20 protein-coding genes are annotated in these 25,210 nt (G+C 48.6%); 14 read left to right on the top strand and 6 right to left on the bottom strand.

Going from position 1 to position 25,210, the window contains the following annotated elements; genetic code table 11:
* Window positions 1–48 precede the first annotated feature (48 nt).
* The 6 genes from IEV19_RS03955 to IEV19_RS03930 all read left to right on the top strand — a co-directional run bounded on the left by IEV19_RS03955 (window position 49) and on the right by IEV19_RS03930 (window position 5,278).
* A complete protein-coding gene (locus IEV19_RS03955; RefSeq protein WP_188369388.1) occupies window positions 49–894 on the top strand; it encodes a universal stress protein in 846 nt (281 codons plus the stop codon).
* A gap of 17 nt (window positions 895–911) precedes the next feature.
* Entirely contained in the window at window positions 912–1,757 is an 846-nt protein-coding gene (locus tag IEV19_RS03950; RefSeq protein ID WP_188369387.1) for a universal stress protein, read from the top strand.
* Window positions 1,758–1,785: 28 nt separating this feature from the next.
* The gene (locus IEV19_RS03945) at window positions 1,786–2,625 is read left to right on the top strand and encodes a restriction endonuclease (protein WP_188369386.1); all 840 of its coding nucleotides are present in this window, start codon (window positions 1,786–1,788) and stop codon (window positions 2,623–2,625) included.
* 11 nt (window positions 2,626–2,636) lie between these two features.
* Window positions 2,637–3,998, top strand: coding sequence for an MBL fold metallo-hydrolase RNA specificity domain-containing protein (locus IEV19_RS03940; protein WP_308418523.1), 1,362 nt, complete (start codon window positions 2,637–2,639; stop codon window positions 3,996–3,998).
* Between the two features lie 59 nt (window positions 3,999–4,057).
* Complete coding sequence (locus tag IEV19_RS03935; protein WP_188369384.1) at window positions 4,058–4,480, top strand: hypothetical protein; 423 nt, start codon at window positions 4,058–4,060, stop codon at window positions 4,478–4,480.
* 159 nt (window positions 4,481–4,639) lie between these two features.
* Window positions 4,640–5,278 (top strand): hypothetical protein, encoded by a 639-nt coding sequence (locus IEV19_RS03930; RefSeq protein ID WP_188369383.1) that lies wholly within the window; start codon window positions 4,640–4,642, stop codon window positions 5,276–5,278.
* 45 nt (window positions 5,279–5,323) lie between these two features.
* Here IEV19_RS03930 and cls read toward each other — a convergent pair whose 3' ends face one another.
* Window positions 5,324–6,730 (bottom strand): cardiolipin synthase, encoded by a 1,407-nt coding sequence (cls, locus tag IEV19_RS03925; protein ID WP_188369382.1) that lies wholly within the window; start codon window positions 6,728–6,730, stop codon window positions 5,324–5,326.
* 217 nt (window positions 6,731–6,947) lie between these two features.
* On the opposite strand from cls, the gene IEV19_RS03920 reads away from it, so the two are divergent.
* Genes IEV19_RS03920 through IEV19_RS03905 form a run of 4 tightly spaced genes read left to right on the top strand, consistent with a single transcriptional unit; the run spans window position 6,948 to window position 13,336 of the window.
* A complete protein-coding gene (locus tag IEV19_RS03920) occupies window positions 6,948–8,009 on the top strand; it encodes a pyridoxal-phosphate dependent enzyme (RefSeq protein WP_188369381.1) in 1,062 nt (353 codons plus the stop codon).
* Between the two features lie 10 nt (window positions 8,010–8,019).
* Window positions 8,020–9,093 (top strand): N-acetyltransferase DgcN family protein, encoded by a 1,074-nt coding sequence (locus IEV19_RS03915; RefSeq protein WP_188369380.1) that lies wholly within the window; start codon window positions 8,020–8,022, stop codon window positions 9,091–9,093.
* Window positions 9,094–9,120: 27 nt separating this feature from the next.
* Complete coding sequence (locus IEV19_RS03910; protein WP_229732472.1) at window positions 9,121–12,072, top strand: PEP/pyruvate-binding domain-containing protein; 2,952 nt, start codon at window positions 9,121–9,123, stop codon at window positions 12,070–12,072.
* Between the two features lies 1 nt (window position 12,073).
* Window positions 12,074–13,336 carry a serine hydrolase gene (locus IEV19_RS03905; protein WP_188369379.1) on the top strand — a complete coding sequence of 421 codons (1,263 nt, stop codon included), beginning with the start codon at window positions 12,074–12,076 and terminating at the stop codon, window positions 13,334–13,336.
* Here IEV19_RS03905 and IEV19_RS03900 read toward each other — a convergent pair.
* Together IEV19_RS03900 and IEV19_RS03895 are read right to left on the bottom strand one after the other, a co-directional pair.
* Entirely contained in the window at window positions 13,333–16,152 is a 2,820-nt protein-coding gene (locus tag IEV19_RS03900) for an Npt1/Npt2 family nucleotide transporter (RefSeq protein ID WP_188369378.1), read from the bottom strand. The genes IEV19_RS03905 and IEV19_RS03900 overlap by 4 nt on opposite strands.
* 18 nt (window positions 16,153–16,170) lie before the next feature.
* The gene (locus IEV19_RS03895) at window positions 16,171–17,088 is read right to left on the bottom strand and encodes a serine hydrolase (RefSeq protein ID WP_188369377.1); all 918 of its coding nucleotides are present in this window, start codon (window positions 17,086–17,088) and stop codon (window positions 16,171–16,173) included.
* 227 nt (window positions 17,089–17,315) lie between these two features.
* Here IEV19_RS03895 and IEV19_RS03890 point away from each other — a divergent pair, with 227 nt between their 5' ends.
* From IEV19_RS03890 to IEV19_RS03875, 4 genes are read left to right on the top strand one after another with little or no spacing between them, the layout of a single operon-like run.
* Window positions 17,316–18,842: a hypothetical protein gene (locus tag IEV19_RS03890; RefSeq protein ID WP_188369376.1), complete on the top strand. Its 1,527-nt coding sequence runs from the start codon at window positions 17,316–17,318 to the stop codon at window positions 18,840–18,842.
* Window positions 18,823–19,623: a creatininase family protein gene (locus IEV19_RS03885; protein WP_188369375.1), complete on the top strand. Its 801-nt coding sequence runs from the start codon at window positions 18,823–18,825 to the stop codon at window positions 19,621–19,623. Before IEV19_RS03890 ends, IEV19_RS03885 begins: the two co-directional genes overlap by 20 nt.
* Entirely contained in the window at window positions 19,623–20,681 is a 1,059-nt protein-coding gene (locus IEV19_RS03880) for a mandelate racemase/muconate lactonizing enzyme family protein (protein WP_188369374.1), read from the top strand. The genes IEV19_RS03885 and IEV19_RS03880 overlap by 1 nt, the downstream gene beginning before the upstream one ends.
* A gap of 55 nt (window positions 20,682–20,736) precedes the next feature.
* Window positions 20,737–22,269: a carbon-nitrogen hydrolase family protein gene (locus IEV19_RS03875; protein ID WP_229732546.1), complete on the top strand. Its 1,533-nt coding sequence runs from the start codon at window positions 20,737–20,739 to the stop codon at window positions 22,267–22,269.
* A gap of 5 nt (window positions 22,270–22,274) precedes the next feature.
* Here the strand turns inward: IEV19_RS03875 and IEV19_RS03870 are convergent, their stop codons facing one another.
* Genes IEV19_RS03870 through IEV19_RS03860 form a run of 3 tightly spaced genes read right to left on the bottom strand, consistent with a single transcriptional unit; the run spans window position 22,275 to window position 25,086 of the window.
* Window positions 22,275–23,681 (bottom strand): NAD(P)(+) transhydrogenase (Re/Si-specific) subunit beta, encoded by a 1,407-nt coding sequence (locus tag IEV19_RS03870; RefSeq protein ID WP_188369373.1) that lies wholly within the window; start codon window positions 23,679–23,681, stop codon window positions 22,275–22,277.
* A complete protein-coding gene (locus tag IEV19_RS03865) occupies window positions 23,682–23,993 on the bottom strand; it encodes an NAD(P) transhydrogenase subunit alpha part 2 (protein ID WP_188369372.1) in 312 nt (103 codons plus the stop codon).
* A 10-nt stretch (window positions 23,994–24,003) separates the two neighbouring features.
* The gene (locus IEV19_RS03860; protein WP_188369371.1) at window positions 24,004–25,086 is read right to left on the bottom strand and encodes an NAD(P) transhydrogenase subunit alpha; all 1,083 of its coding nucleotides are present in this window, start codon (window positions 25,084–25,086) and stop codon (window positions 24,004–24,006) included.
* Window positions 25,087–25,210: the final 124 nt, after the last annotated feature.

Here is a 25,210-nt window from a genome sequence, read left to right as displayed (position 1 = left end):
AGTGCTGGAAATGGCTACCTTTAAGGAAGATATCCAAAAGAGACGGTCATGAGAAAGATAGTGGTTCCAACAGACTTTTCGGAAAATGCCTTTAACGCCCTCAAATACGCTTGTGAGATCTTTAAATACGAGCAAAGCGAGATTTTCGTCCTCCATGCCTATGCAGATGAGGTCTACCAGCTTGGCAATATTACAGACCGTTCCCTGCTGAATAAAAAGAAAGAGGAAGTAGAGCAGCGATCCGTCGAAGCCCTGGAGAAAATCTTGGAAAGGATCAGGGAGTATTCACCTAATCCTCAGCACACCTTCCGGACCATTCCTGCCTTTGGTTCTCTTATTGACGAGGTGAATGACCTCGTGAACCGTGAGAATACAGATATTGTGGTTATGGGTACCCGGGGTGCGGCCAATGACCGGAGCATCACCTTTGGCAGCAATACGCTTATGGTGATGAAATACGTGCAATGCCCTGTAATGGCCATTCCCGAGGATTACGTCTATCACGCGCCCCGTGAACTGTTGTTTCCCACCAATTATTTGATCCCTTACAAGAGAAGAGAGCTGAAACTTCTCTGTGAACTCACGGGTTCCTTCCGGTCTAATATCCACCTGCTTTATATAGATCCAATGAAAAAACTGTCTTTGAGGCAGGAGGATAACAAAGAATTTTTAAAGAATGAATTAAAAAAGGCCAACCTCACCTTTGAAACCACTGAAGAAAAAGACAAGACCGTTGCCATCACCAAGTACATCGTCCACCAGAATATCGATATGCTGGTCATGGTCAATACCAGACACTCTCACCTGGAGGACATGCTGATGCCTTCCACGGTTAATACATTGGGGTTGCACATCAAGATCCCTTTCCTTGTATTACAGAATATCGCACGATAACTAAAAGTACCCCGGTCATGAAAACGATCATCCTTCCTACCGATTTTTCAAAGAATGCCTATAACGCCATTACGTATGCGCTAAAGCTCTTTAAGAATGAAAAATGCAGGTTCTATCTTCTGAATACCTACACCCCGGCTATTTACGAATCGGAGTACATCCTTCACAGTCCGGGTCAGATAGGTCTTGGGGACATATACCAGTCACTTTCCATGGAAAACCTCGAGGATCTCAAAAAAGATCTGGAACGAAAATTTAAAAACCCCAAGCACACTTTTGTCATTCACTCTGTCTTCAATCTGCTTGTGGATGAGGTATGTGACCTCGCCAAAAAGGAGGAAGTGGATATGATCATCATGGGAACCCAGGGAGCCACCGGAGCAAAGGAGATCTTTTTGGGATCTCATACGGTCCACGTGATCAAGAAAGCGCCATGTCCGGTGCTCGCGATCCCGGCAGAGTACTCCTATGAAGCTCCCGGAGCGATCTTGTTCCCCACTGATTTTGAAGTGGATTATCAGCATACCAAGCTCTCCGTCCTGATGGAGATCGCTTCTATGTATAAATCTCTGATTCATGTCTTACACGTTTCCACGGGATACGAATTAACGGAGAAACAAAAACGCAATAAAGAGGGTCTTTCCCGAATGTTTGCCGAACTAAAACACGAATTCCACGATGTGCCCAGCCAGGAGATCATAGACGGGATCAATAGCTTTAAGTCTAAAACCAAAGTCGACCTTCTGGCCATGGTGCAGAACAAGCACACCTTCCTGGAAAGACTGTTCATAGAGCCTGTCATCAAAAAGATAGGATTTCATGTCACCATTCCTTTCCTGGTTTTGCCGCACCCCAATGAATAACACTAAAAGGTTATAGGAAATCAGGAATATGAAACACCGTGTAGAGATCGTTAAATCATCTGGGGAAACGGTCCCCTTCTCCTCACTCCGACTTGCCGATTCACTCAGGCACAGCGGGGCAGATGAGGCGACGGTGAATGATATACTTCAGAAGGTGGAAGAAGAGTTGTTTCCAGGGATTAGCACCCGGGAGATCTACAACCGGGCCTATGCCATGCTCAAGCGAAAAAGACCCGTCTACGCCTCCAAATACAAATTGAAAAAAGCGATTTATGAATTGGGACCGACCGGATTTCCGTTCGAAAAGTTTATCAGTACCCTTTTGCAGTATTCCGGTTATGAAACCCGGGTAGGAGAGGTAGTTAAAGGGAAGTGCGTATCCCATGAGATCGATGTACTGGCCCGAAAGAACGGGAAGACCTTCCTGATCGAGTGTAAATTTCACGGGGAGGAAGGGCGAAACTGCAACGTAAAGATTCCCCTTTACATCCATTCGAGGTTCCAGGATGTAAAGTCTGCAGATAACGGGGAAGGGGCTGGTTTCTCAAAACCGGACGAAGGCTGGGTGGTCACCAATACCAGGTTCACCCAGGAAGCGGTCGCTTACGGCAAATGCGCAGGATTGTATCTGCTCAGCTGGGATTACCCTGAAGACGACGGTATCAGGAACAGGATAGACCGGCTTGCCCTCTATCCCATTACGGTATCAACCCTCCTGTCTCAGCGGGAAAAACACTTCCTGCTTAGCCGGGATATTGTACTGTGCAGACAACTTATAAAGGACACATTTTTCCTGGATCACCTGGGGGTCTCTGAGAATCGGAAATCCAGGATATTAAAGGAGATCGAGGACCTCTGTCGGATCTAAAAAGAATGATGATGGTCAGTGTACGATTTTTGGGAGCAGCACGTACGGTCACGGGGTCTAAATTTCACGTGTCTGCCGGCGACATGGACCTCATGGTCGATTGTGGGATGTTTCAGGGATTGAAGTCACTGAGAGAGGAAAACTGGAAACCCCTGCCGGTGGCTGTTCCCAAACTGAAGCATATCCTGCTGACCCACGGGCATCTCGATCATATCGGTTACCTGCCTCGCATGCTTAGGCAGGGTTTTAAGGGGAGCATTCTAGGGACGGCGCCTTCCCTGGCCATAGCGGAGATCATCCTCAGAGACAGTGCTGAAATACATGAGGAAGAAGCAGAAAAAGCCAATAAGGAGGGATATTCCAAGCATCACCCCGCCCTCCCTTTTTTCACTCAGGAAGAGGCTGAAGCAGTAGTAAAGCTGTTCAGGACCGTACCCCTGGACGAATGGCAGGAACTCGGAAAAGAAATTTCTATAAAATGGTCCTATAACGGGCATATCATCGGGGCAACCCATATCACGATCAGGATAGGGGGCAAGCATTTTGTGTTCTCAGGAGATCTAGGTAGGATGGATGACCTGTTGTTGAGGGACCCGGAAAAACCGCGTTGGGCCGATTATCTGTTATTGGAAAGCACATATGGAGACCGTATGCATCCGGAAGAAGATATTGAAAACCTGCTTATTTCCCTTATAAACAGAACTATAGAAGAAAGGGGAACGCTGCTGATCCCTTCTTTTGCAGTAGAGCGACTCCAGTTGTTGATGCTCATCCTTTGGAAATTGTACGATAAGAACCGCATCCCGGGCATCCCCATCTTTGTAGACAGTCCTATGGGGGTTGATGTACTTCAGGTATTCCGGGAATTTCCTTCCTGGTATAAGATCCCCGAAGCCGACTTCAGGGCGATGTTCAGGCATATGACCCTGGTCAGCAGTTATCGGGATACCTGGAGGACCATTGATGATCCCAGGCCAAAGATCGTGGTAGCCGGAAGCGGAATGATCACCGGGGGGCGAATCCTGACCTATTTGACAAAGACCCTTGATAAATCGAATACTACGGTCTTGCTGGTGGGATATCAGGCCGAAGGGACCCGTGGCCGGAAGCTGCTGGAAGGAGCGAAAAGCCTGAGGATCTTCGGGAAGGATTACCGGGTGGAAGCAGATGTGGTCCACCTCGAAAGCCTGTCGGCTCATGCCGACCAGCCAGAACTCCTGGATTGGCTGAGCGATATCAGAAACATCCCTGAAAGGGTTTTTCTGATCCATGGAGAAGAGCCGGCAATGGAAGTCCTGAAAACGAAAATAGAAGACCGTTATGGCTGGTCCGTTTCCATTCCATCCCAGGATGAAACGGTAACATTGATATAGCACTCGAATTATAGGTAAAGATCGCAGTAAAACAATAGGAATAAGTAAAATCACATAGTATGGAAAAAGAAGTTAAAATCACAGCGCCAAGCCTGGAAATCCTTCACGATGAATCCAGAAGATGGCTCTCAGAACTCGAATTTCTGGCGGACGAGATCACATTTTTTAACAGGTTGTTGAATTCTTACGTCTTTGAACCCGATACACCGGACTTGTTCGAAGATCTGCAGGAACATCAGAAGAATCTCACCCGGGCAGAAAAAAAATGTAAAGCCCTTAAAAAGCAGGTACAGGAACACGAAAACCAGTTAAGTGGCTTGCTGGATCTGGCAAACACTACCCTGGATGCGGCCTATAAGGATAAACACCAGTACCTCAAGGAAGATATGGAAGTTTGTCTGGCCGAATTCCAGGGATTGAAGCACGGGATGTTCCGCTATGGACAGACGATCCTCAAGAAACGTCACAGAAAGGACAAGTAAGGTATCATGACTTTTATCATAGGAATCACCTGAAAGAAGGTGTAATTTGAAACCTGATGCTATAAAGTCATCTTACTTGCACCTTGAGGATCATTGAAATTCCCGAGGTGACAGTCCCGCTATAAACGTTGGGACGCAGGAACCTTAATTGCAGGGACCATGAAAAGGATTGCCGGTATTATCTTACTCGGTTTGCTGGGTTGTTCTGATGCTGAATTGGTCAGCAGCTGGAAAAACCCGGATATCGTGATCTTTGACGCCAGCAAGGTATTGGTGGTCGGGATGACTCCCAATCCCGAGGCGAGGCAGGCATTTGAGTCGAGGATGATGGAAAAATTCGAAGAGCAGGGGGTTGAAGCCATGCGCAGTATCGACCTTTTTGATGTGAATTTCACGGTTAGTGCGAGAACAGAAGCAGAGCTCGATGATGTGGAACAAAGCCTTCTCGATAAGGATTTTGATGCCATCCTGTTTACCAAGATCCTGGGTTCTGAGACCCGTCAGACCCTGGCCAAGAAATTATCAGACATCGACAGGCAGAATGGCAGGTTTAAGGACGACTATCTCAGCCATCAGAATATCTATTACGAAGACGATTACTACGACCAATACACGGTATACCTTGTAGAATCCTCTCTGTACTGCATCTGTGTGGGTAAGGAAAGGGAATTGATCTGGAGAGGCGTGCTTGAGATCCCGGATCCCATAGAGTCGGAAAGCACCATTGAGGAATATATTGATCTGGTAGTATCGGCCATGAAAGAACAGGAATTGATCTTCAGGGACAAAAACCCATAGACCCTGTAAATTCAGCTTGCTACCGCCTTAACTCCCTGAGGACCTTCAAAGGAGGGGTGCAAATACACGGGCCAGACCTTCCTTGAGTTTTTGATGTACAGGTCTTTGCGCAATGGTGTCGTATTGAACTTCCCGACTTTCCTTACAGTCTGCAATAAAATTCTCCTTCAGTTTTTTTGCGATCTCAGGATCATATAGCAGGGCATTGATCTCGTAGTTGTGCTCAAAACTACGCACATCTATATTGGCGGTCCCTACAGACGCAACTTCATCATCGCTTACAATGATCTTGGAATGCAGGAAACCATGGGGGAACTGGTAGATCCGGATCCCTGACTTGAGAAATTCATCAAAATAGGACCGGACCGTCCAGTCGACCAGCCTCGAATCACTTTTTTCAGACACCAGCAATCTCACGTCCACCCCACTCAGGGAGGCGATCTGCAGGGCTTTGAGAAGCTCAGCGCTGGGAATGACGTATGGATTGGTAATATAAAGGTAATCACTGGCCTCATTGATGATGGAGAGGTAGGACTGTTCTATGGTGGGGAAGACGTCATCCGGTCCATTGGGGACTACCTGTACAATGGTATCTTCTTTGTATCTGGGGACGTTTTCCGGGGAGCATCTCATTTCGATCTTCTGTTCGGAGACCATAAACCAGTCGGATATAAACACGTGTTCCATATGGGCTACAGCCGGACCTTTGACGGCCAGGTGCATGTCGTGCCATCGACCCAGGTTCGGATCCCCCTTGAAATAGCGATCCGAAATATTAATCCCTCCGGTAAATGCTATCTCACCGTCTACCACGATGATCTTCCTGTGGTTCCGGTAATTGAGAGATGACAGGAACCGACCAAAGCGAAATGGAAGGAATGGGAATACGTTCACTCCCATTGCCTTAAGCTTTTTGATATAGGAATTGCTCAGGGAGTAGCTTCCTATGCCGTCGTATATCATCTTGATATCTACCCCGTTTTTCTTCTTCTCCTCAAAGAGGGTAAGCAATTTATCGGTGAGCTCGCCTTCTTCGAAGATATAATATTGCAGGTAGATGTAGTGTTGAGCGTTTTCCAGAGCTTCGAAAATACTGTGAAAGGTCTGTCTTCCGTCTTCAAGAAGGATTACGATGTTTTCGTCAGTCGGTGGGTAGTGACTCGCAGAATCAACCAGGGTCATTAACTTCTTGTATTTGCGGTGCATCTTATCGAGAGCGGGAGACATGGAATAGGGAGGTACTTCCAGGATTCCCTCCCTCATGCGTGAGAGCTTTTTCTTCCTTCGGTTCCTTCCAACCATCATGTATAGCAGAATACCTCCGACAGGGATGGTGAAGATCGCCAGCAGCCATGCCAGAGTCTTGGAAGGCTTTACACCATTGATCAGCAACCCGATCACTAGCGTTAAAGCAAGGAGTATATAGAGGATGATCAATGCGATTTCAAGCATAGACGGAAAGAATTGGCTCAGGTCGTTTACCCTGCATTTAAAAATAAGACAGATTTACGACAAATGTGGCCTGCGACCGTATTTTCCGTATCCGGCTGACGGTTTTCTCAAGAGTTGAATAGCCCACAGATTCTGTGATCCCCCATTGAAATAAATAGTAATATTGCTTTATCAAATGCGATCATTTTATTATAATGGTTTGTGAACAAATAGCCTTATGAATATACGCGATGGCGTAAAGACTGCGGAGAACAAGGTTTCTTCCGAAACGAGGAAACTCAGTGAATTTGTCATTGACAGGAGCAAGTCGATCACAGACAGGCTCGAGAGTTTTGAGGATATCCTCAACCTGGAAGTGGGTGACACGGCCCTGAACCGGGCCAAGGCCCTGGAGCGGGAGTTCAACATCCGGCAGCTCTATATCAAATACGAAGGAGATAATCCCACGGGTACCCAAAAAGACCGGATCGCTTTTGCCCAGGTGTATGATGCCCTGAGACGGGATTTTGATGTGGTGAGCCTGGCGACCTGCGGTAATTACGGGGTGGCTGTGGCCCTGGCTGCCAACCTTGCAGGGTTGCATTGCCGGATCTATATCCCGGAATCATACCATACCGAAAGGGTGGAGGAAATGCGTTCCCTGAATGCTGAGATCATCCGGCTTCCCGGAAGCTACGAAGACGTAGTCTCCAGAAGCAGTGAACTGGCCCGGGAGAACGAGTGGTATGATGCCAATCCCGGAGGGGCCAATACACCCCTGCAGATCACGGCCTACGCCCAGATCGCCCATGAGATCTATGAGGACCTTGGGGACGCGCCTAAGTATTGCGCAGTGCCCGTCTCTAATGGTACTTTGCTGGCGGGGATCTACCGGGGGTTTGTGAGTCTGTACAAGAGGGGAAAGACTTCCAGAGTACCCAGGATGATCGCTGCATCTTCTTCCTTCAAGAATCCCATTGTACAGTCCTTCAAAAAAGGCCTGGATTATTGCAGGGATCTGAACCCGGAAAATATCAAGGAGACCAAATTCAATGAGCCCCTTATCAACTGGCACAGTTTTGACGGAGAAGAAGCCCTGTATGCCCTGAGGGAGTCAGGAGGGGCGGCCATCAATGTAAGCGACCGGAAACTAAAGGAGATGGCCAGTATTTTACAGAAAAAAGAAGGCTTTAGGATACTCCCGGCTTCCACAGCCGGCCTTATCGCCCTGCTGGAGTTGCACGAGGCGGAGCCTATGGAACCCGACAGGTATGTTGCCATCCTCACGGCAAAGAATTAACTTTATTATTATGAAAGAATCAATAGACGGAAATGCCCTGGTGTTTTGCGAGGGAGCCTTTAATACCCCAAATGGGAAAACAGCCCACGGCTTGGTCAGGTTCACAGAAAGATATAACGTGGTGGGTGTGATCGACAGCCGCTATGCAGGAAAGGATGCAGGGGAAGTGCTTGACGGAAAGCGAAATGGGATTCCTCTCTTTGCTGACCTGAGTGCTGCATTAGAACATTTTAATGAAAAACCCACTATGCCGAAAAGCCTGGTCATTGGCCTGGCACCTGATGGCGGCCGACTTCCTGCTGCTGCAAAAAAAACGATTGCAGCCGCCCTGGAACTGGGTTGGAATGTAGACAGCGGATTACACGATTTTCTGACCAACGATAAAAACCTGGTAGATCTGGCACAGAAGAAAGGATGCCGAATCAGGGATATTCGTAAAACCCCCGATCGGGATCAACTCCATTTTTTTACAGGTGAGATAGAAAAAGTGGATTGTCTGAAGCTCGCGATCCTCGGTACGGATTCGGCCATCGGGAAACGAACAACGGCATGGATTTTGGTCCATGGCTTGAGGAATGCCGGCCTGAAGGCAGAAATGGTCGGGACCGGGCAGACGGCCTGGATGCAGGGAGCTAAGTACAGTATGGTCATGGATAGTTGTATCAATGATTTTGTTTCTGGGGAGATCGAACATGCCGTGGTCAGTGCCTGGAAAAACGAAGATCCGGACGTGATCGTGATAGAAGGGCAGGGGAGCCTGATGAACCCGGCATATCCGGGAGGCTTTGAGATCCTGGCAGCCGGCAGGCCCGACCATATTATTCTGCAGCACGCTCCAACGCGTAAAGAATATGACGGTTTCCCGGGGTATCGTCTTCATTCTTTACCTGAGCAGATCAATGCCCTGGAAGTGATCTCGGGTAAGAAGGTTATCGCGATCACCGTGAACCATGAGAATATGAAGGAAGAGGAGATTGCCCCCGCCTGCAGGGCCATTACTGATGAGACCGGTATCCCGGCTTTTGATGTGCTGGCCTTTAGCGCGGAACCCCTGGTAGAACTTGTAAAAAAACACCTCAAATAAACAGTTCTGCAACGTATTGAATGAGATATGAAAATGATAAGTCGAAAGGAAGCTTGTTCCATTTCTAAGGTAACGTTATTCAAGGTCCTGATCGGACTCCTTCTACTGCAGCCAGGCTCACAGAGACTAAGAGCACAGCAATATTCAGTTTCGGATCTGGCGGAAAGGATAGAGGAATTCAAAAAAGATATTCGCGGTCCTTACAAAGATATCCGCTGGTTTTGCACAGATGGAAGCATTAGGGCACCTAAGGATCCCTGCCCGGAAGATATAGGTCCGGGAGTTCAGCATGCCAGATACAAGGACGTGGTGGCGGATATCGCGAAAAAAAACGGGATCTATCTCGGACAGATCCTGGCGTATCACACCTCAGAGGAATTCTGGAATCCCGGAAAGAATTTCTCCAGGTTAAAGCAATACCAGATAGACCAGTACCTGAGAACCGTGGATAACGGTTGGATCAATCGCAAAGGACAGTTCTACAGGGGATCTGTTCAGGCCGAAGACGAAGCAGCCTGGGGACAGACTTTCTACAAAAACATTCTTTCCGAGGAAGAAAATTTGAGAAAGCACTTTTTCCTGATCCGGAATTCCATGAAAGATATACCCTATGCAGAAGACGAAAACCTGGGACAGGAAATGCGCAGCAGATCTAAGGTGATCTCTGATCTTTTGCCCTCCTTTATGGACCTCAGGGTAAAGATACACAGCGCTCCAAAGCCGGCAGATATACCTGATGTAGAACGGTTTCTCGCACAGAACAGGAAAACCCTCAATCCTGACCTTACCAAACAGTTCGACGACCTTATAAAGGTAATGAAGGAGTTTCATCGCCCGTTCGACATAAAATCACTCTCCGGATATCTGAAAAAACTTAAAAATGAAAAGTTCAGGACAGCCCTCTCAGGATTTATGGAAGCTCATGCCGGGATTGAGGATAAAGCTGCATTGATTCAGGGAAGTTCTGAATTCATGTGGGAGATCAGGCAGGGCCTGCTTACTGAAGTTACTCCATCAGACCGGCTCGTGATGCTGGAGATCTCCCTGAAACTGGAAGAGGTGATCTTCCGGTACGAATCGGACTGGAAACCTGAAAATCTTCGGGACCAATTAAAAAAGATCTGTAACCTGGGCCTGGCCTCTGCCGCTTCGGGATATCTGGAGGTCTGGGAATGGGAACAGCTGGTATCTGCTTTGACTGCCTATGAAAAACCGTCTCTCACCCTGGAGGAACTAACCTTTGTGTTGGAGAGGTCCCGGAGCGCCGTGGAGTGGAGTACAAGCATGTTCAAGGCTCATTTTGAGGAGGTCTCAGAATTGTACGCGGGTTTCGAACCGCTTGCCCATGGTTTTGTGGATGACAGGATCAGAGGGTCTCTCGTCCTTCAGTTGGGTCGGGCCGTAGGGGAATTAGGAGATTACATCGCCAGGGAATCCAACCTCGTCAACAAGGTCATGGATTTGAAAAACCAGAGTTCAGTCAGGGGACTCAACCCGGGTTATGCCATGGGGGAACTCGTGGTGGTCGAAGGGCTGAAGGAGGAATTGGAAGTTTCTTCAGACAAGATCTATGTCTTTCAAAGGCCGCCTTCCGACCTGAAGCCTGTGGCGGGTATTGCCACGGTAGCCGAGGGTAACCTGGTGTCTCATGTACAGCTTCTCGCCAGAAACCTCGGGATCCCCAATGCAGCCCTTTCGGATTCCAATTTGGAGGGACTTAAAAAATACGCCGGTACCACCATTTTTTACGCGGTCTCCAACAAGGGGAACGTGATCTTGAAACCAGCTGATCAGATGACCTCAGAGGAAAAGGCCTTGTTCGAGGTCAAATCCCGAAAGCAGGAAAAGATTGCCGTGCCTGTAAAAGATATCAGGCTCGATGTTAGGGAAGTCCTGAACATGAGGTCTGTGGATGCCTCTAATTCCGGAAAATTATGCGGACCAAAGGCCGCAAACCTCGGGCAGCTGAAAAAAATGTTCCCGGATGAGGTGGTAGAAGGGCTGGTCATCCCCTTTGGGGTCTTCAAAATGCATATGGACCGTCCCATGCCTGAGACCGGAGGCAGTTACTGGGACTACCTCAATGCTGTGTTCCGTGAAGCAGATAAAATGCGGGAAGAAGGAACAGTCGAAGGCAAGGTAGAGGAATTCCAGCTGGAAAAACTCAAGACCCTTCGTGGGGCTATTCAGTCCATGACTTTGGATCCGGATTTTGTCAGGGACCTGGAGACAGGATTTACCTCGGTACTGGGAGCTGATCTTGGGAAAATCCCGGTCTTCCTCAGAAGTGACACGAATATGGAGGATTTAAAAGATTTCACCGGAGCTGGACTGAATCTGACCATTTTCAATACGGTAGACAGGGAAAAGATTCTCAAAGGGATCAAGGACGTTTGGGCTTCCCCCTATACGGAACGCAGCTTTAAGTGGCGGCAGAAATACCTGCTGAATCCTGAGAACGTATTTCCTTCTATCCTGGTCATCCCCAGTGTGGATGTAGAATATTCAGGGGTGATGATCACTAAAGGGATCAATGTGGGCACTGAAAAGGACCTCACGGTCGCCTTCAGTCGTGGAGCCGGAGGAGCGGTCGACGGGCAGGCCGCAGAAACCAGGTTAATCACCGTGCAGTCTGACCTCCTGCTGGCACCAGCCAGGGAGATCTACTACAACAGGTTACCGGAAACGGGGGGTACAGAAAGGAGGATAGCAAGTTTTGAAGAACCCATCCTGAATAACCGGAATAAAGCTGATATCAGGAGCTTAGCAACCAGCTTGCGGGAGATTCTACCCAGAGAAACAGATTCAGACTACAAAGGGGCGTACGACGTGGAGCTGGGCTTCAGGGATGACAAACTCTGGCTATTTCAGATCAGGCCCTTTGTAGAGAACAAAAGAGCTCTCGGTTCGGCCTATCTCGAATCGATCACCCCAAAGATTCGGAAAGATAAGGTCATTCAACTTTCAACAAAACTTTAGCATGAATACACTCATCAAAATATTCGGGATTCCCTTCTTCGCGCTCCTGGTCATGTTTTTTATTTATCCCATCGACGGGTACGAAAGAACGGGGATCAAACGCCTGAAGAGACTTGAACTGATACAGGCTGGTGAACTCAAAACAACTACCCCTCTTCCCTCAGGCGCAATGAGGTCGTGGGAAGATATCCATCTCAACCTGGAAACGAGGAGTGCAGACAGTGTTTCCGTGTTTTTTACCGAAGACGAGCAACTCCAAAAGGACATCAACACCTTGTTCCGGGGAATGGACAGGAGCTATTCTCTTAGTATACTGGATATATCGGATCCTCAGCAGCTGCGATATGCCCACAGGAATGAGACCCTTGGGTACCAGCCCGGCAGCGTGGGCAAAATAGCCGTCCTTGTGGCCCTGTTCGATCAACTTGGGAAGATCTATCCGGACTCTTTTGAGGACCGACTGGCCCTGCTGAGAAACAAATCGGTAAAGGCAGGGCAATGGGGCCTGACCGATGAGCATACCATCCCGATCTTCGACCTGGAAAAGAAGACCCTGGTTAAGCGACAGGTGATCGCCTCAGATGTTTTCACCCTATTCGAATGGGCAGACCACATGATGTCTGTGAGCAATAATGGCGCAGCCAGTATAGTCTGGCGGGAGGCGCTGCTGATGGCGGCCTTCGGAACCGACTATCCTCAGCTTACCGAAGAGCAGGCGACGGCTTATTTTAAGGAGACTCCGAAAAAAGAACTGACAGATCTGGCCAATGACGTGGTTAATTTACCCCTCAGGGAACTCGGCATCACGGCAGACGAGTGGCGCCTGGGCAGTTTCTTTACCAGAGGTGCGAATCTATATGTGGGCGACAAAGGTGGTAGTATCGGCACCCCCCTGGGCCTGATGAAATTTTTGGTGAAGCTCGAGCAGGGCGTGGTCATTGACGGGGCTTCTTCCCTGGAAATGAAGCGACTCATGTATATGACAGACCGCAGGATCCGCTACGCACAGTCGCCTGCTCTAAAAGATGCGGCGGTGTATTTTAAATCAGGCAGTTTGTACAAATGCGACCGTTCTACCGGAGAACCCTGTGGGAAATACGAGGGAAATGTGCAGAATTACATGAACTCCGTTATTATCGTAGAACATCCTGACAATTGCCGGTATATGGTCGTGCTGATGTCCAATGTACTGAGGAAAAATTCAGCCTCGGACCATTTGTACCTGGCCTCTGCCATTGACAAGGCCATCCGGAAGATATACTAGGTATCCTCGTATTTTTTCAGGACCTGTGCGGCAAAATCCCGGATCCGATCATCCTTGTTCTCGAGCATCAGTTCTACCAGAGGTCTGTACTTGGGGTTATTTTGCTCCCCGATGAGGTAAAGTACGGCGAGTTTGATCTTGTGGTCGTTGGCATGCAAAAGCGTATTAAAGCATTCGTATTCCGTAGGAACTTTAGACAGCAGGGTTTGCTGTACTTCCTCTGAGCTCACGTCCAGGATGGTATTCTCTATGATAGGCATGAGTTTCCTCCTGAGATCTCCATAGAGGAGGTTATCGAGGTATTCAATGGCCCGCGACTGGGCGTCTTGTTTTTCACTCAGAATGCCTTCGTAGGCGATGTCTATATCGCGTGTACCAAAACGCAGGCCCAAGAGTTTGAAGATCCTTTCGAGTCCGGCATCCAGCCTTCTTTCCAGTAGCTCCAACAGGCTTGACCGGGCATTCCTTTCATCATCCGAGACCAACTGCCTCGATTTTGTTCGGTTGCGGTATGAAATGATTATCTGCGTATGCAGGGCGGAAAGGGATTGGTGGTACATCCTGCACTCTTCGAGTATATTACGGACTACTTTGAGGTGATCAAAGGTGTACTGGGGATAATCCCTCTTGAGATCGCTCAGGGCCCTGATCGCCTCCTGCCTGATGGTCACGTCCTGATCGTCCAATAAAAGCATAAGCGTACTTACCGTTTGCTGGGACGGCATGCGTTTCAGGACCAGGGGGATAAGTCGACACTGCTCAACAGGGGCCTCCCTGTCCTGGATAATCCGGATCAGGTAGGGAGCGAGGTATTGTCCATAGCCGAGAAAAGCCTCAATGACCGATGGCCGCATGTTCTTTTCAGAAAGGAAGGGTAATACTTCTTTGATGAAAGGAGGGTACAGGCTGAGCCCTGTCGCCTCAATAGCCTCTTTTTGGATGCCTTTATCCGGGCTCTTCAACGCCTCGGAAAGATAGGGGTAAAACTCCGGGATGTTGGCCACCCCTGCAATCTTCAGGGCGGCATGGGTCAGTTCAAGATCTTCTTTTTGATATTCCGCTTTTTTAATCAACTGTTCAATCCTTTCTGCAACTCGGTAATGCGTTCGCAAGGAATGGTTGTCCCTGGATTCCCTCGCCAGGCAAAACAAGGCTGATCTGGCGATCTTGGGATCCTCGTGATCAAGGAACTGATCGAATACGTGTGATTTTTCAGAGCTGGAATGCAGTAAGACATATTCGAGGGTAGCGGTGATCAGATCTTCGTCTCCGGAATCCAATAACTGTGGGATCTCCGTGACCATCGTATGTACATTGAGAAAATACAGGCTTTGTACGGCTGCGGTTCGGACCTTTACCGAAGGATGGGAGAGCAATTTCTGCACCTGTGGGAAGAATCTCGTATCATTGATTTCCCTGAGTTTGCCAAGCATGAACAGGATCTGGGATTCCGAGCCCTTTTCGAACACTTTTTTCATCCCATCGACCACCGAATTCCGTTTCAGGTTCAGTTTTTTTGTCGGGGCTTTCGTCTCGAGGACCATGGCCAGGTTGTCCCTGAAAGTCTGGAAATATTCCTGTCTTACTTTAAATACAAAGTACACCCAAAGGACGAGCAGAAGAATGATGATCCCTGTAATATATACGGAAGGGGCAGAAAGACCCCTCACAAAAAATATCAGGATAAATCCTGCGATTCCCGTTGCCACACTGTCTACGACCACATCGATATAGGTCTTGGTCTTGTTCTTAAGTTCGAAGGGAAGTGGAAGTGCCAGGAGTTCCATGGCGCTTTTGTTGATAGATTGCTTAAAGGAACCATCCACCGCCTTGACGAATACGATCAGGGCGAGTTCGGGAAAGAAAAAGAAAAGTACCGAACCAACCAATATCCCCATAGGCAGGATCAATATGGAAGATCCAACGCCCCAAACGCCGACAACCCTGTGAGTGACAAATAGCTGTATCCCAAGGGAAAGGAGATTGAAAGTGGAGAACCAGAAGGCAAAAAAGGAGGTCAGATCATCGGGATCAGGAATGGCTGCGGATGCAAAATCACTGAATTGATAGTCGACCAGCTTGGCCACGATCACGCTGATCCCAAGGATACTGGCCAGGTATGTCAGGTGCTTTGAATTTCGGATCAATCTCAAGGGCCGGTCTGAATCCAGCCCTGTTCTCTTTTTCACCTTGAACAGGTTGAGTTTCTCTACCCTGAGGCGCCATATGGTCCCCAATAGGGGTATACAGAGAAAGAGTATGACGATGGCGAGGATAAAAACATTGTTGTTGCCGATAATGGGAGCGAGGATGGATGTGAGGTATCCTCCGAAGATTCCACCCAGGATGGCCCCGGAGCCAATAAAGCCGAATAGCCTTTTGGCTTCCCTGGGATTAAAGACCAGGTTGGCTAGCACCCAGAACTGGGAAGCTGAGAGGACTGCATGAATGGCTACCCAGACGTAAAAGAAAAAGAGCATCCATGCGTTCAGTAACTCAAACTTGAGCAACAAGACCAGCAGTGACAGGATAACGATGGTGATGGAAAGGGTGGTCTTCACCACGCTCTGTAGGGAAAACCGGTTCAGGGCCCGTGAGTACAAATAAGAACTCAGGTAGGCGATCAGGGCCACCCAAAGGAAGGCGATAGGCAGGCTCTCCACCCCGAGTTCGGAAAGGAAGAGGGAATTGACGGTAGGTTTTATGATCAGCAGGCTGGTGATGATCATAAAGACGTACAACTGCATCAGGAAGGCGATCCTGAATTCACCTTCCTGAATGTTGAACGATTTCTTTAGGATTTCCTGCAGTTTCATAAAGAAATTTACCCGAAATTACCCTTTTCTGTAATTTTTGAAATTTTTCAGGGTGGTTTCTACGGGTCTGACCAGATTCCGTATGATTTGTTCCCCGTTTGGATCTTCGATTAGGGCTACCAGGATGTACCTCCTGTTCTTGTCAACTCCCCAAACCAGGGCTGAATCGGAGTGGTAATTCCTCCAGGAACCGGATTTCCTGAAGATCCGGGCATCCGGGGCCAGGATATTCAGGGTATTGACAAATTTGTGGTGGAGTTCAGGATTTTCAAGTATGTCGAGCATTTGGGCCGATTTATCCTGGTTTACCAGTTTTCCATTGGCCAAAAGGTAATAAAACCGACACACCTGGGTTACAGAGGCAGCATGACTCAGATTTTTGATCGGTTCCCGATGGGTATCACCTCCTCCGCCATAGCGCTTTCCAACCCATAAACCACCCCCTGTAGCCTCGTCGTAGAATTCGTATTTGGGGTTGGTCATGACCTCTTCAATCTTGGCATAGCCCACACGGTCTATCATTCGGGTAGATGCATGGTTGTCAGACTTGCTGATCATCAGTCGCATATCCCTCTTTACGTCTGAGGTTTCCCTGAGTTCCCCCTTGTCTATGGCATCCATGGCTGCAAGAAGGATGGCGATCTTGGGCAGGCTGGCCGCATACATCATGTGGTTACCGTTGATCCTCGCGAATCTCACGTTTTCAGGATCCCGCAGGTCTACGAGTCCGACAGCCATGCGTTTTGACTCGATGAGCCTTTTCCACTCCGGGTTCTTGTAGATCTGATTTTCAAGGCTTCGCTGGAGGGACGTATCCAGTAGTGACCTCAGGGGCCGTATATTTTCATTGGGTACTTTCAAAGGCAATTCCCTCTGGGCAGGCAAGAGGCTGCAGATAGTAAAGAAAATTGCAGTAAGTGAATATTTCAGGTTCATGTTTAATCCGTTATTTGACGAGGTAAAATTATTTCAATTTCATATACGATATGTGTTAATATTTTAGATCGTCAAGCTCTGGTATTATCAATAAAATAAGGCATTTCGGGAAATAGTATACCATCACTGTTAAAATTGTGGTATTTTTAATTTGATATTCTGCGGAATTGGCCCCTGAAGTTGGTAAATTCCATCATTCCGATCCTTAAATAACAGAAGTTTAAAAAATGACAGGTATTCGATCTCTGGTGGTTTTCCGGAAACTGCTGGTCCACGAACTCACTATTGAACCCAAAAGGGTAAAAGCCACCTATACCATCGTAAAAAAAGATGGTGAAGAGGTATCCAATCAACTGATCTATTCCTATAATGCATCTTATTTTGACAGGAAGAATGCAGAGGATGTAAACCTCGCATCCCTTATGGTGGCCCAGGTCGCCTTGAACTACGGGCTGTTTTTTGAAGAGATCGTGTTCGATGGGCTTTTCGATGAGGCTGACAGGCGTTTTTTGACCGATATGATGGAGAACACCTCCCGGGAAATCCTCGTGATGAAGTTCTACAGCAAAAACGAGTTTCTGAAGCCTCCTTATGATAAGCTGCCGCTGGAGAACCTAACCAGGTACACAGCAGCATCCCTGGTTTTTAAGGGAGATTCATTTCCGGGCCTCACCTTTAAGCGGAGGGAAAGAGAATCAAAGGAAAACGAATACGTCATCCTGAGCAGTGGGGGAAAAGACAGTTTGCTCACCTACGGCCTTATCAGGGAGATAGGGGTGGCTCATCCTGTTTTTATCAACGAATCCGGACGTCACTGGTTTACAGCCGTCAATGCTTATGACTACTACCGGGAGAATGAACCCAACACGGCAAAGCCCTGGTGCAACAGTGACCGAATCTTTAACTGGATGGTCAGGCAAATGCCCTTTATCAAAGAGAATTTTCAGAACATCAGGGCCGATATCTACCCCATCAGGCTCTGGACGGTGGCCGTTTTCCTCTTTGGTACCCTGCCGGTGGCCCTCAAGCGGAATGCAGGTAATGTTTTGATCGGCAATGAATACGACACCACAGTGAAGGGAAATCATCACGGGATATCTCATTACAACGGACTATACGACCAGAGTAAATATTTCGACAACGCTCTGACACGGTTTTACGCGAAAAAAGGATGGAATATCAGACAGTATTCTGTGCTCAGATCCCTATCAGAATTGCTCATCCTCAAGATCCTTGTAAAAAGATACCCGGAACTCCAGGCACACCAGGTGTCCTGCCATGCCGCACACGAAAAAGATGGCAGGATGCTGCCTTGCGGGAACTGCGAGAAGTGCAGGAGGATCATCGGAATGCTCAAGGCGCTTGACGAAGACCCCCGTCGATGTGGGTACACGGATGAACAGATCAGGAAGGGACTTTTGGCCCTGGAGAAACAAGGGGTGAAGCAGCTCGGCAGTGATGCTGCTCATTTGTATTTCCTGCTGCACTCCCAAGGCCTGATCACAGACAATGAACACACCAGAAAACTGGTCCGTGAACACCATGAGATCGTTTCCCTGCGATTCGACAGGGAGCGGAGTAATCTGCAGGATATCCCTGTCCAAATCAGGAAACCCCTCCTGGAGATCTACCAAAAATATTCTGAAGGCTGTGTGCGACTGGATGACCGGAAATGGCATACTTTTACACCCGATAAGGCCTTCCTGAACCAGCCTTATTTTTTAATGAAGAGCGATGAGCACAAAACAAACTAAGTCCACTTTCATGTGGGAAGAAATGACCTGGCCAGAGCTGGAGGAGTACCTCAAGATCGTAGATACGGCCATCCTGCCCTGCGGAGCCATAGAACAACACGGACCTCATTTACCCGTCGACATAGATTATTTTGACGCCAAATACATGGCGGCTAAAGTGGCCGAGGCCTGTGAGGATCCCAAACCTCTGGTCCTGCCTCCAATTCCTTTTGGCGTTTCATACCACCACGAGGATTTCAAAGGCACCCTGAGTGTGACCAATGATGCCCTGTCCCGCTTTGTTTATGATCTCGGAATGAGCCTGGCCAAAAATGGAATCAAAAAGATCGTGATCCTGAACGGGCACGGTGACAATGCCCCAACCCTGCACTACGCGGCCCAGATGATCAATCGGGATGCGAAGATCTTTGTGTGCGTCGATACAGGGGAAACCAGCGATGTGGCCCTCTACAACATGGTTGAGACGCCCAATGATATCCACGCAGGTGAGCTCGAGACAAGTACTACCCTGGCTATTCGTCCGGAAATGGTTCAAATGGACAAAGCCGTGAACCAAACCCTGCAGTTTGGAAGCAAATACCTCGATTTTGACAGTGATCATGGGGTGAACTGGTATGTCAGGACCAACAAGATCTCAGAGAGCGGGGTAATGGGAGATGCCACCAAGGCTACGGCAGAAAAAGGAAAAAAAATGTGGGAGCTCATGATCAGTCATATGGTGGAATTTGTGGAATCCATTAAAAATTCTCCCCTGAGCGATCTCTATCAAAAAAGATATTGATGAAAATAACCCGGGTCTCTTATGAACGGTTGGATCTAACCCTTTCCGTTCCCTACACCATTGCCTACGAGACGGTATCCCAAACGAGTAATTTCATTTTAAAACTCGAAACGGATAGCCTTCATGCTGGGTTTGGATGTGCAGCTCCCGACCTGGAAGTGACGGGTGAGACAGCGGAAAAGACACAAGAGGTAATTGAACAAGTGATCTTACCATTTTTAAAAGGCCATTCTCCTTTTACCTACACCCGGATCCTCGAAGAACTGAAATCACTTTGTCCCGATAATCCATCCGTACTTGCCATGGTAGACATGGCTTTGCTGGACCTGGTCTCGAAGAATGCCGGCGTCCCTCTCTATCAGTATTTAGGTGGTTTTCAGGACTCTATTGAAACCAGCATTACTATCGGCATCCTCGGAATGGAGGATACGCTGGCCATGGCAAAGGACTATGCCAAAAGAGGCTTCAGGATCCTGAAGATCAAGGGGGGGATCAACCTCGAGGAAGATATTGATAGGATGATACGATTACGGGAAGAATTTCCTCATACGGTCCTGAGATTTGACGGTAACCAGGGATATAGTGTAAAAGATTCCATTGCCTTTGTCAGGGCCACACAGCATGTGGGAATACAGATCTTTGAACAGCCCACAAAAACGAAGACCGACCATACCCTTGGAGAAGTGACCCATGCCGTGGGTATCCCAGTCATGGCCGACGAAAGCCTGAAAACACTGGATGACGCCTTCCGGCTGGCCCAACACGACCTGATCGATATGGTCAACATTAAGCTGATGAAGGTAGGGGGGATCCTGGAAGGGATGCATATCAATTCTGTTGCCAAGTCGGCCGGACTTGAAGCCATGGTGGGCTGTTTGGACGAATGTGCTTTGGGGATCTCAGCCGGGCTCCATTTTGCGCTCTCAAGGCCCAATGTGCATTTTGCCGACCTCGATGGACATCTCGATCTGGTTAATGATCCATTCCAGGGACTTTTTGAACTGAAAGATGGGATCCTGTACCCGTCTGACGCACCCGGACTCGGCTACCGTGGTTAGCTCCGGATAATCATTACAGGAATTATCCCTTATTTTTGTATCTCAAAACAAGCAGATCGTGATAGAAATTGAAAATATTGAATTGGCTTACCTGAGCATGGACGACTACCAGGAGCTGAAGGACGCCATGATCTCAGCCTACACTTCCATGCCCAACGCGTATTGGAGGGAACACCATATAGAGAAACTCATCGACCTCTTTCCTGAAGGACAGGTAGTTATCAAGATCAACGGAGAACTGGCCGGATGTGCCCTTTCCCTGATCGTGGATTACAGTCAGTACGATGTAAATCACACCTATAAGGAGGTCACCGGGAATTACACTTTTAGAACCCATACCCCCGAAGGGGATATGCTCTACGGGATCGATGTGTTTATAAAGCCCGAATTCAGGGGGCTTCGACTGGGAAGGAGGCTCTATGACTACAGAAAGGATCTCAGCGAGCGGCTGAATCTCAAGGGCGTGGCCTTTGGAGGCCGCATTCCCAATTACTATAAATACGCCGACTCCCTTTCACCCAAGGAGTACATTCAAAAGGTGAGAAATAAGGAGATATCAGATCCCGTCCTGAATTTCCAGATCTCCAACGATTTCCAACCGGCCAAGATCATCAAGGGATACCTGGAAGGGGATGAAGCCTCCAACGAGTTTGCGGTGCTGATGGAATGGAAGAATATCTACTACGAAAAGCCGACGAAAAAGGTGGCTACCGTAAAAAAGACCATCAGGCTGGGCCTGATTCAATGGCAGATGAGGCCTTACAAGGATCTGGATGACCTGTTGCAACAGGCTGAATACTTCATCGATGCCGTCTCCGGTTATCGTTCTGATTTTGCCCTCTTTCCTGAATTCTTTAACGCCCCTCTGATGGCGGAGAACAACCACCTGGGTGAATCCCAGGCGATCAGGGAGTTGGCCAAGCACACCGAGGACATCGTCAAGAAATTCTCCGAGTTCTCTATCTCCTACAACATCAATATCATCACGGGAAGTATGCCCGAAATGAAGGACGGCAAGTTAGTTAATGCAGGCTATCTCTGTCGAAGGGACGGGAGTATGGAACGGTATGAAAAGATACATGTCACCCCTGACGAATCCAAGGTATGGGGGATGCAGGGCGGAAAGGACCTAAAGACTTTCGATACCGACTGTGGGAAGATCGGGGTGCTGATCTGTTACGACTCCGAATTCCCGGAATTAAGCAGGCTTCTGGCCGATGAGGGTATGGATATCCTCTTTATTCCCTTCCTTACGGATACACAGAACGGATTTTCCAGGGTACGGCACTGTGCACAGGCAAGAGCCATCGAAAACGAGTGTTATGTGGCCATTGCGGGAAGTGTGGGGAACCTGCCGAACGTTCATAATATGGATATTCAGTTTGCCCAGTCCATGGTATTCACCCCCTGCGACTTTTCCTTCCCTACCAATGGGATCAAGGCGGAAGCTACGCCTAATACTGAGATGATCCTCATTGCAGATGTGGATATCGATTTGCTTCGGGAACTCAACCAGTTCGGGGCAGTACGTAATTTGAGGGATCGGAGGAAAGATATCTTCGACCTGCGAAGGACGCCAAAGGGATAATAGATTTAGCCTTCAAGGGTTTTGATCTCGTCATTGAGCTCTTCAAGGGTGTTCTTGGCGTCCCCGAATAGCATACGAGTCTTGTGGTGGAAGAACAGCTGGTTCTGTATTCCGGCATATCCCGGATTCATACTCCGCTTTAGTACGACTACATTTTTAGCTTCCCAAACGTTGATGACAGGCATGCCGTATACAGGACTGGCCGGGTCGTCGTAGGCCGCAGGATTGACCACATCATTAGCCCCGATAACAATGACCATATCCGTATTGGCCATGGCCTCATTGGCATCTTCCATGTCTAATAGTTTGGGGTAAGGCACGTCTGCTTCGGCCAGTAGCACATTCATATGCCCGGGCATACGACCCGCCACCGGGTGGATGGCGTAGGTGACGTCTACCCCGTTGGCAGAGAGGAGGTTGTCCATGCGCTTGACGACTTTCTGGGCCTGAGCTACAGCCAGGCCGTAACCGGGAACTACCATAACAGTGCTGGAATAGTATAGCTGCACCGCCAAGTCTGCACAGGTAATTTCCTTGGCCACCTGTTTCTCTCCCTTTTCCTTTTTCTTTTTATTATTCTCTCCAAAACCTCCGATCAGTACATTGGCAAGGGAACGATTCATGGCCCTGCACATAACGACGGTAAGGATGATACCTGCGGAGCCTACCAGGATCCCGCCTACCATCATGATGTTGTTGTCGTAAATGAGTCCGGCCGCCGCGGCAGACAATCCCGTAAAGGCGTTTAAAAGTGAGATCACAACAGGCATATCAGCCCCTCCTATCGGAGCGACAAAAGACAAGCCATACAAAAGGGAAACAGCCAGGAGCGTTGAGATCCAGACTAATCCGGGTTGGGTTCCCGATAAAAAAATAAAGGTGGCAAGTCCGAGCAGAAAGGCCAGAATTACTACATTGATGAGGTTGTGACTGGGCAGGGTTACCTTGCGGTCATCTACCAGACCCTGTAGTTTACCATAGGCTAGCATACTTCCGGTAAAAGCTACCGCCCCTATAAGCAGGGTAAGCAGCAGGATCAGCAACTGGGCCTGAGAGGCCGCGATCCTTCCTATGGAAACGTGGGAGAGTTCCGTGTATGCGAGGACCACAGCGCAGGCACCGCCCAGGCCGTTGAATACAGAGACCATTTGAGGCATGGCGGTCATCTCGATCTTGATCGCGCTGATATACCCTATGATCCCGCCCAGGATCATGGCGCCCATGATCCAGATGTAATTGTTATCAGCTCCTTCGATCGGCAGGAAAAGGGTTGCCAGGATAGCTACAGACATCCCTATGGTGGCCAGCAGGTTTCCCTTTCGAGCGGTAGCCGGTGTGCTCATCTGCCGCAGCCCGATCGCAAAAGCAACAGCGCCGAGTAGATAGGTGATATTAACGGTGGTGATGAGCATCTACTTCTTCTTTTTATTGAACATTTTTAACATGCGGTTGGTCACGGCAAAACCACCAACTACATTGATCATCCCCAGGACCACTCCCAGGGCCCCCAGGCTCAGGGTAAGGTAATCAGTCGGATCTGCGTTGCGTATCAGGAGGATGGCACCGATGATGACGACCCCGCTGATGGCATTGGCCCCTGACATCAGGGGAGTGTGCAGGATGGTTGGCACATTGGAAATAAGTTCGAACCCGAGGATGATCGTAAAGATCAGCAAGTAGATCAGGAGGAGGTTTTCGTCTAAGAAGAGAAAGATACTTTCCATATTCAGGGCGTTAGGTCTGGTCTTTTGTAAGCAGTGTTTTATCGATAATCTCATTGTTGCGATCCAGGTTGAGTGCACCGTCCTTGATGATCAACTTCAGGTAATTGGCGGCATTATTGCTGAAAAAGAAACTGGCATCCCTGGGCATTTCCGAGGGCAAGTTAGAATTGCCTATGATCTTCACACCATTGTGAATCACTGTGGTATCTGCCTGGCTCAGTTCACAGTTCCCTCCTGAGGAGGCCGCGAGATCTATCACGATAGATCCGGGCTTCATTTTGCTCACCGTTTCAGCTGTGAGCAAGACGGGTGCTTTTTTTCCGAGGATCTGTGCAGTGGTGATCACCACATCGGAAGACGCAGCGCGTTTTTGTACCTCCTCCTGCTGCCTCACCATAAATTCTGCTGTCTGTTCCACGGCATATCCCCCCGCATCTCTTTTGTCTATAGCCCCGGGAACCTCGACGAATTTTGCGCCCAGGCTTTCCACCTCTTCTTTGGCTGCCGCACGGACATCAGAGGCTTCTACAATAGCTCCCAGTCTCCTTGCCGTGGCTATGGCCTGCAATCCCGCGACACCGGCCCCGAGAACCAGGACTTTACAAGGTTTTATGCTGCCGGCGGCCGTGATCATCATCGGAAAGAACCCGGGGAGTTCCGTGGCCGCCAGGAGCACAGCCCGATAACCGGCAATCGAGGCCATGGAGGAAAGTATATCCATGGTCTGGGCTATAGTCGTCCTGGGGATCATATCCAGGCTGGCTGCCTTGAGTCCCAATTCCTCTATTCGTGCTATGAGTTCCTGATTTTGAAAGGGGGAGAACACTGCGACGAGAAGGGCTCCTTTTTTTATCAGGGGCAGTTCTTCAACGGGTAGTGGGTTAATGCTTACCAGGATATCCGCACTTTTTAGTATTTCCGAACGATCGGTAACCTTGCCGTATTTCTCATACTTGGTATCTACATAGCTCGCCTGGGTTCCGGCTCCTTTCTGGATTCGGAATTCCACGCCTTCTACTTTAAACTTTTTCAGGGTACTTGGAACCAGGGATACGCGTTTGTCGTTGGGTTCCTTGAGGATGCCTATGATCATGCGGTTAGGTAAACAGTACGGTCAATTTATAAAGAAAATTCGGAAATCAGAAATATAGAATGTGACCATATCATTAAGTGGCCAAAATCCTCGTAGATTCATGAGTCATCCGCATTAATAAAGA

Source organism: Muriicola marianensis (assembly GCF_014638095.1).
In the GTDB taxonomy this organism is placed as follows: domain Bacteria; phylum Bacteroidota; class Bacteroidia; order Flavobacteriales; family Flavobacteriaceae; genus Muriicola; species Muriicola marianensis.
This window is presented reverse-complemented; position numbering and strand designations above follow the sequence as displayed.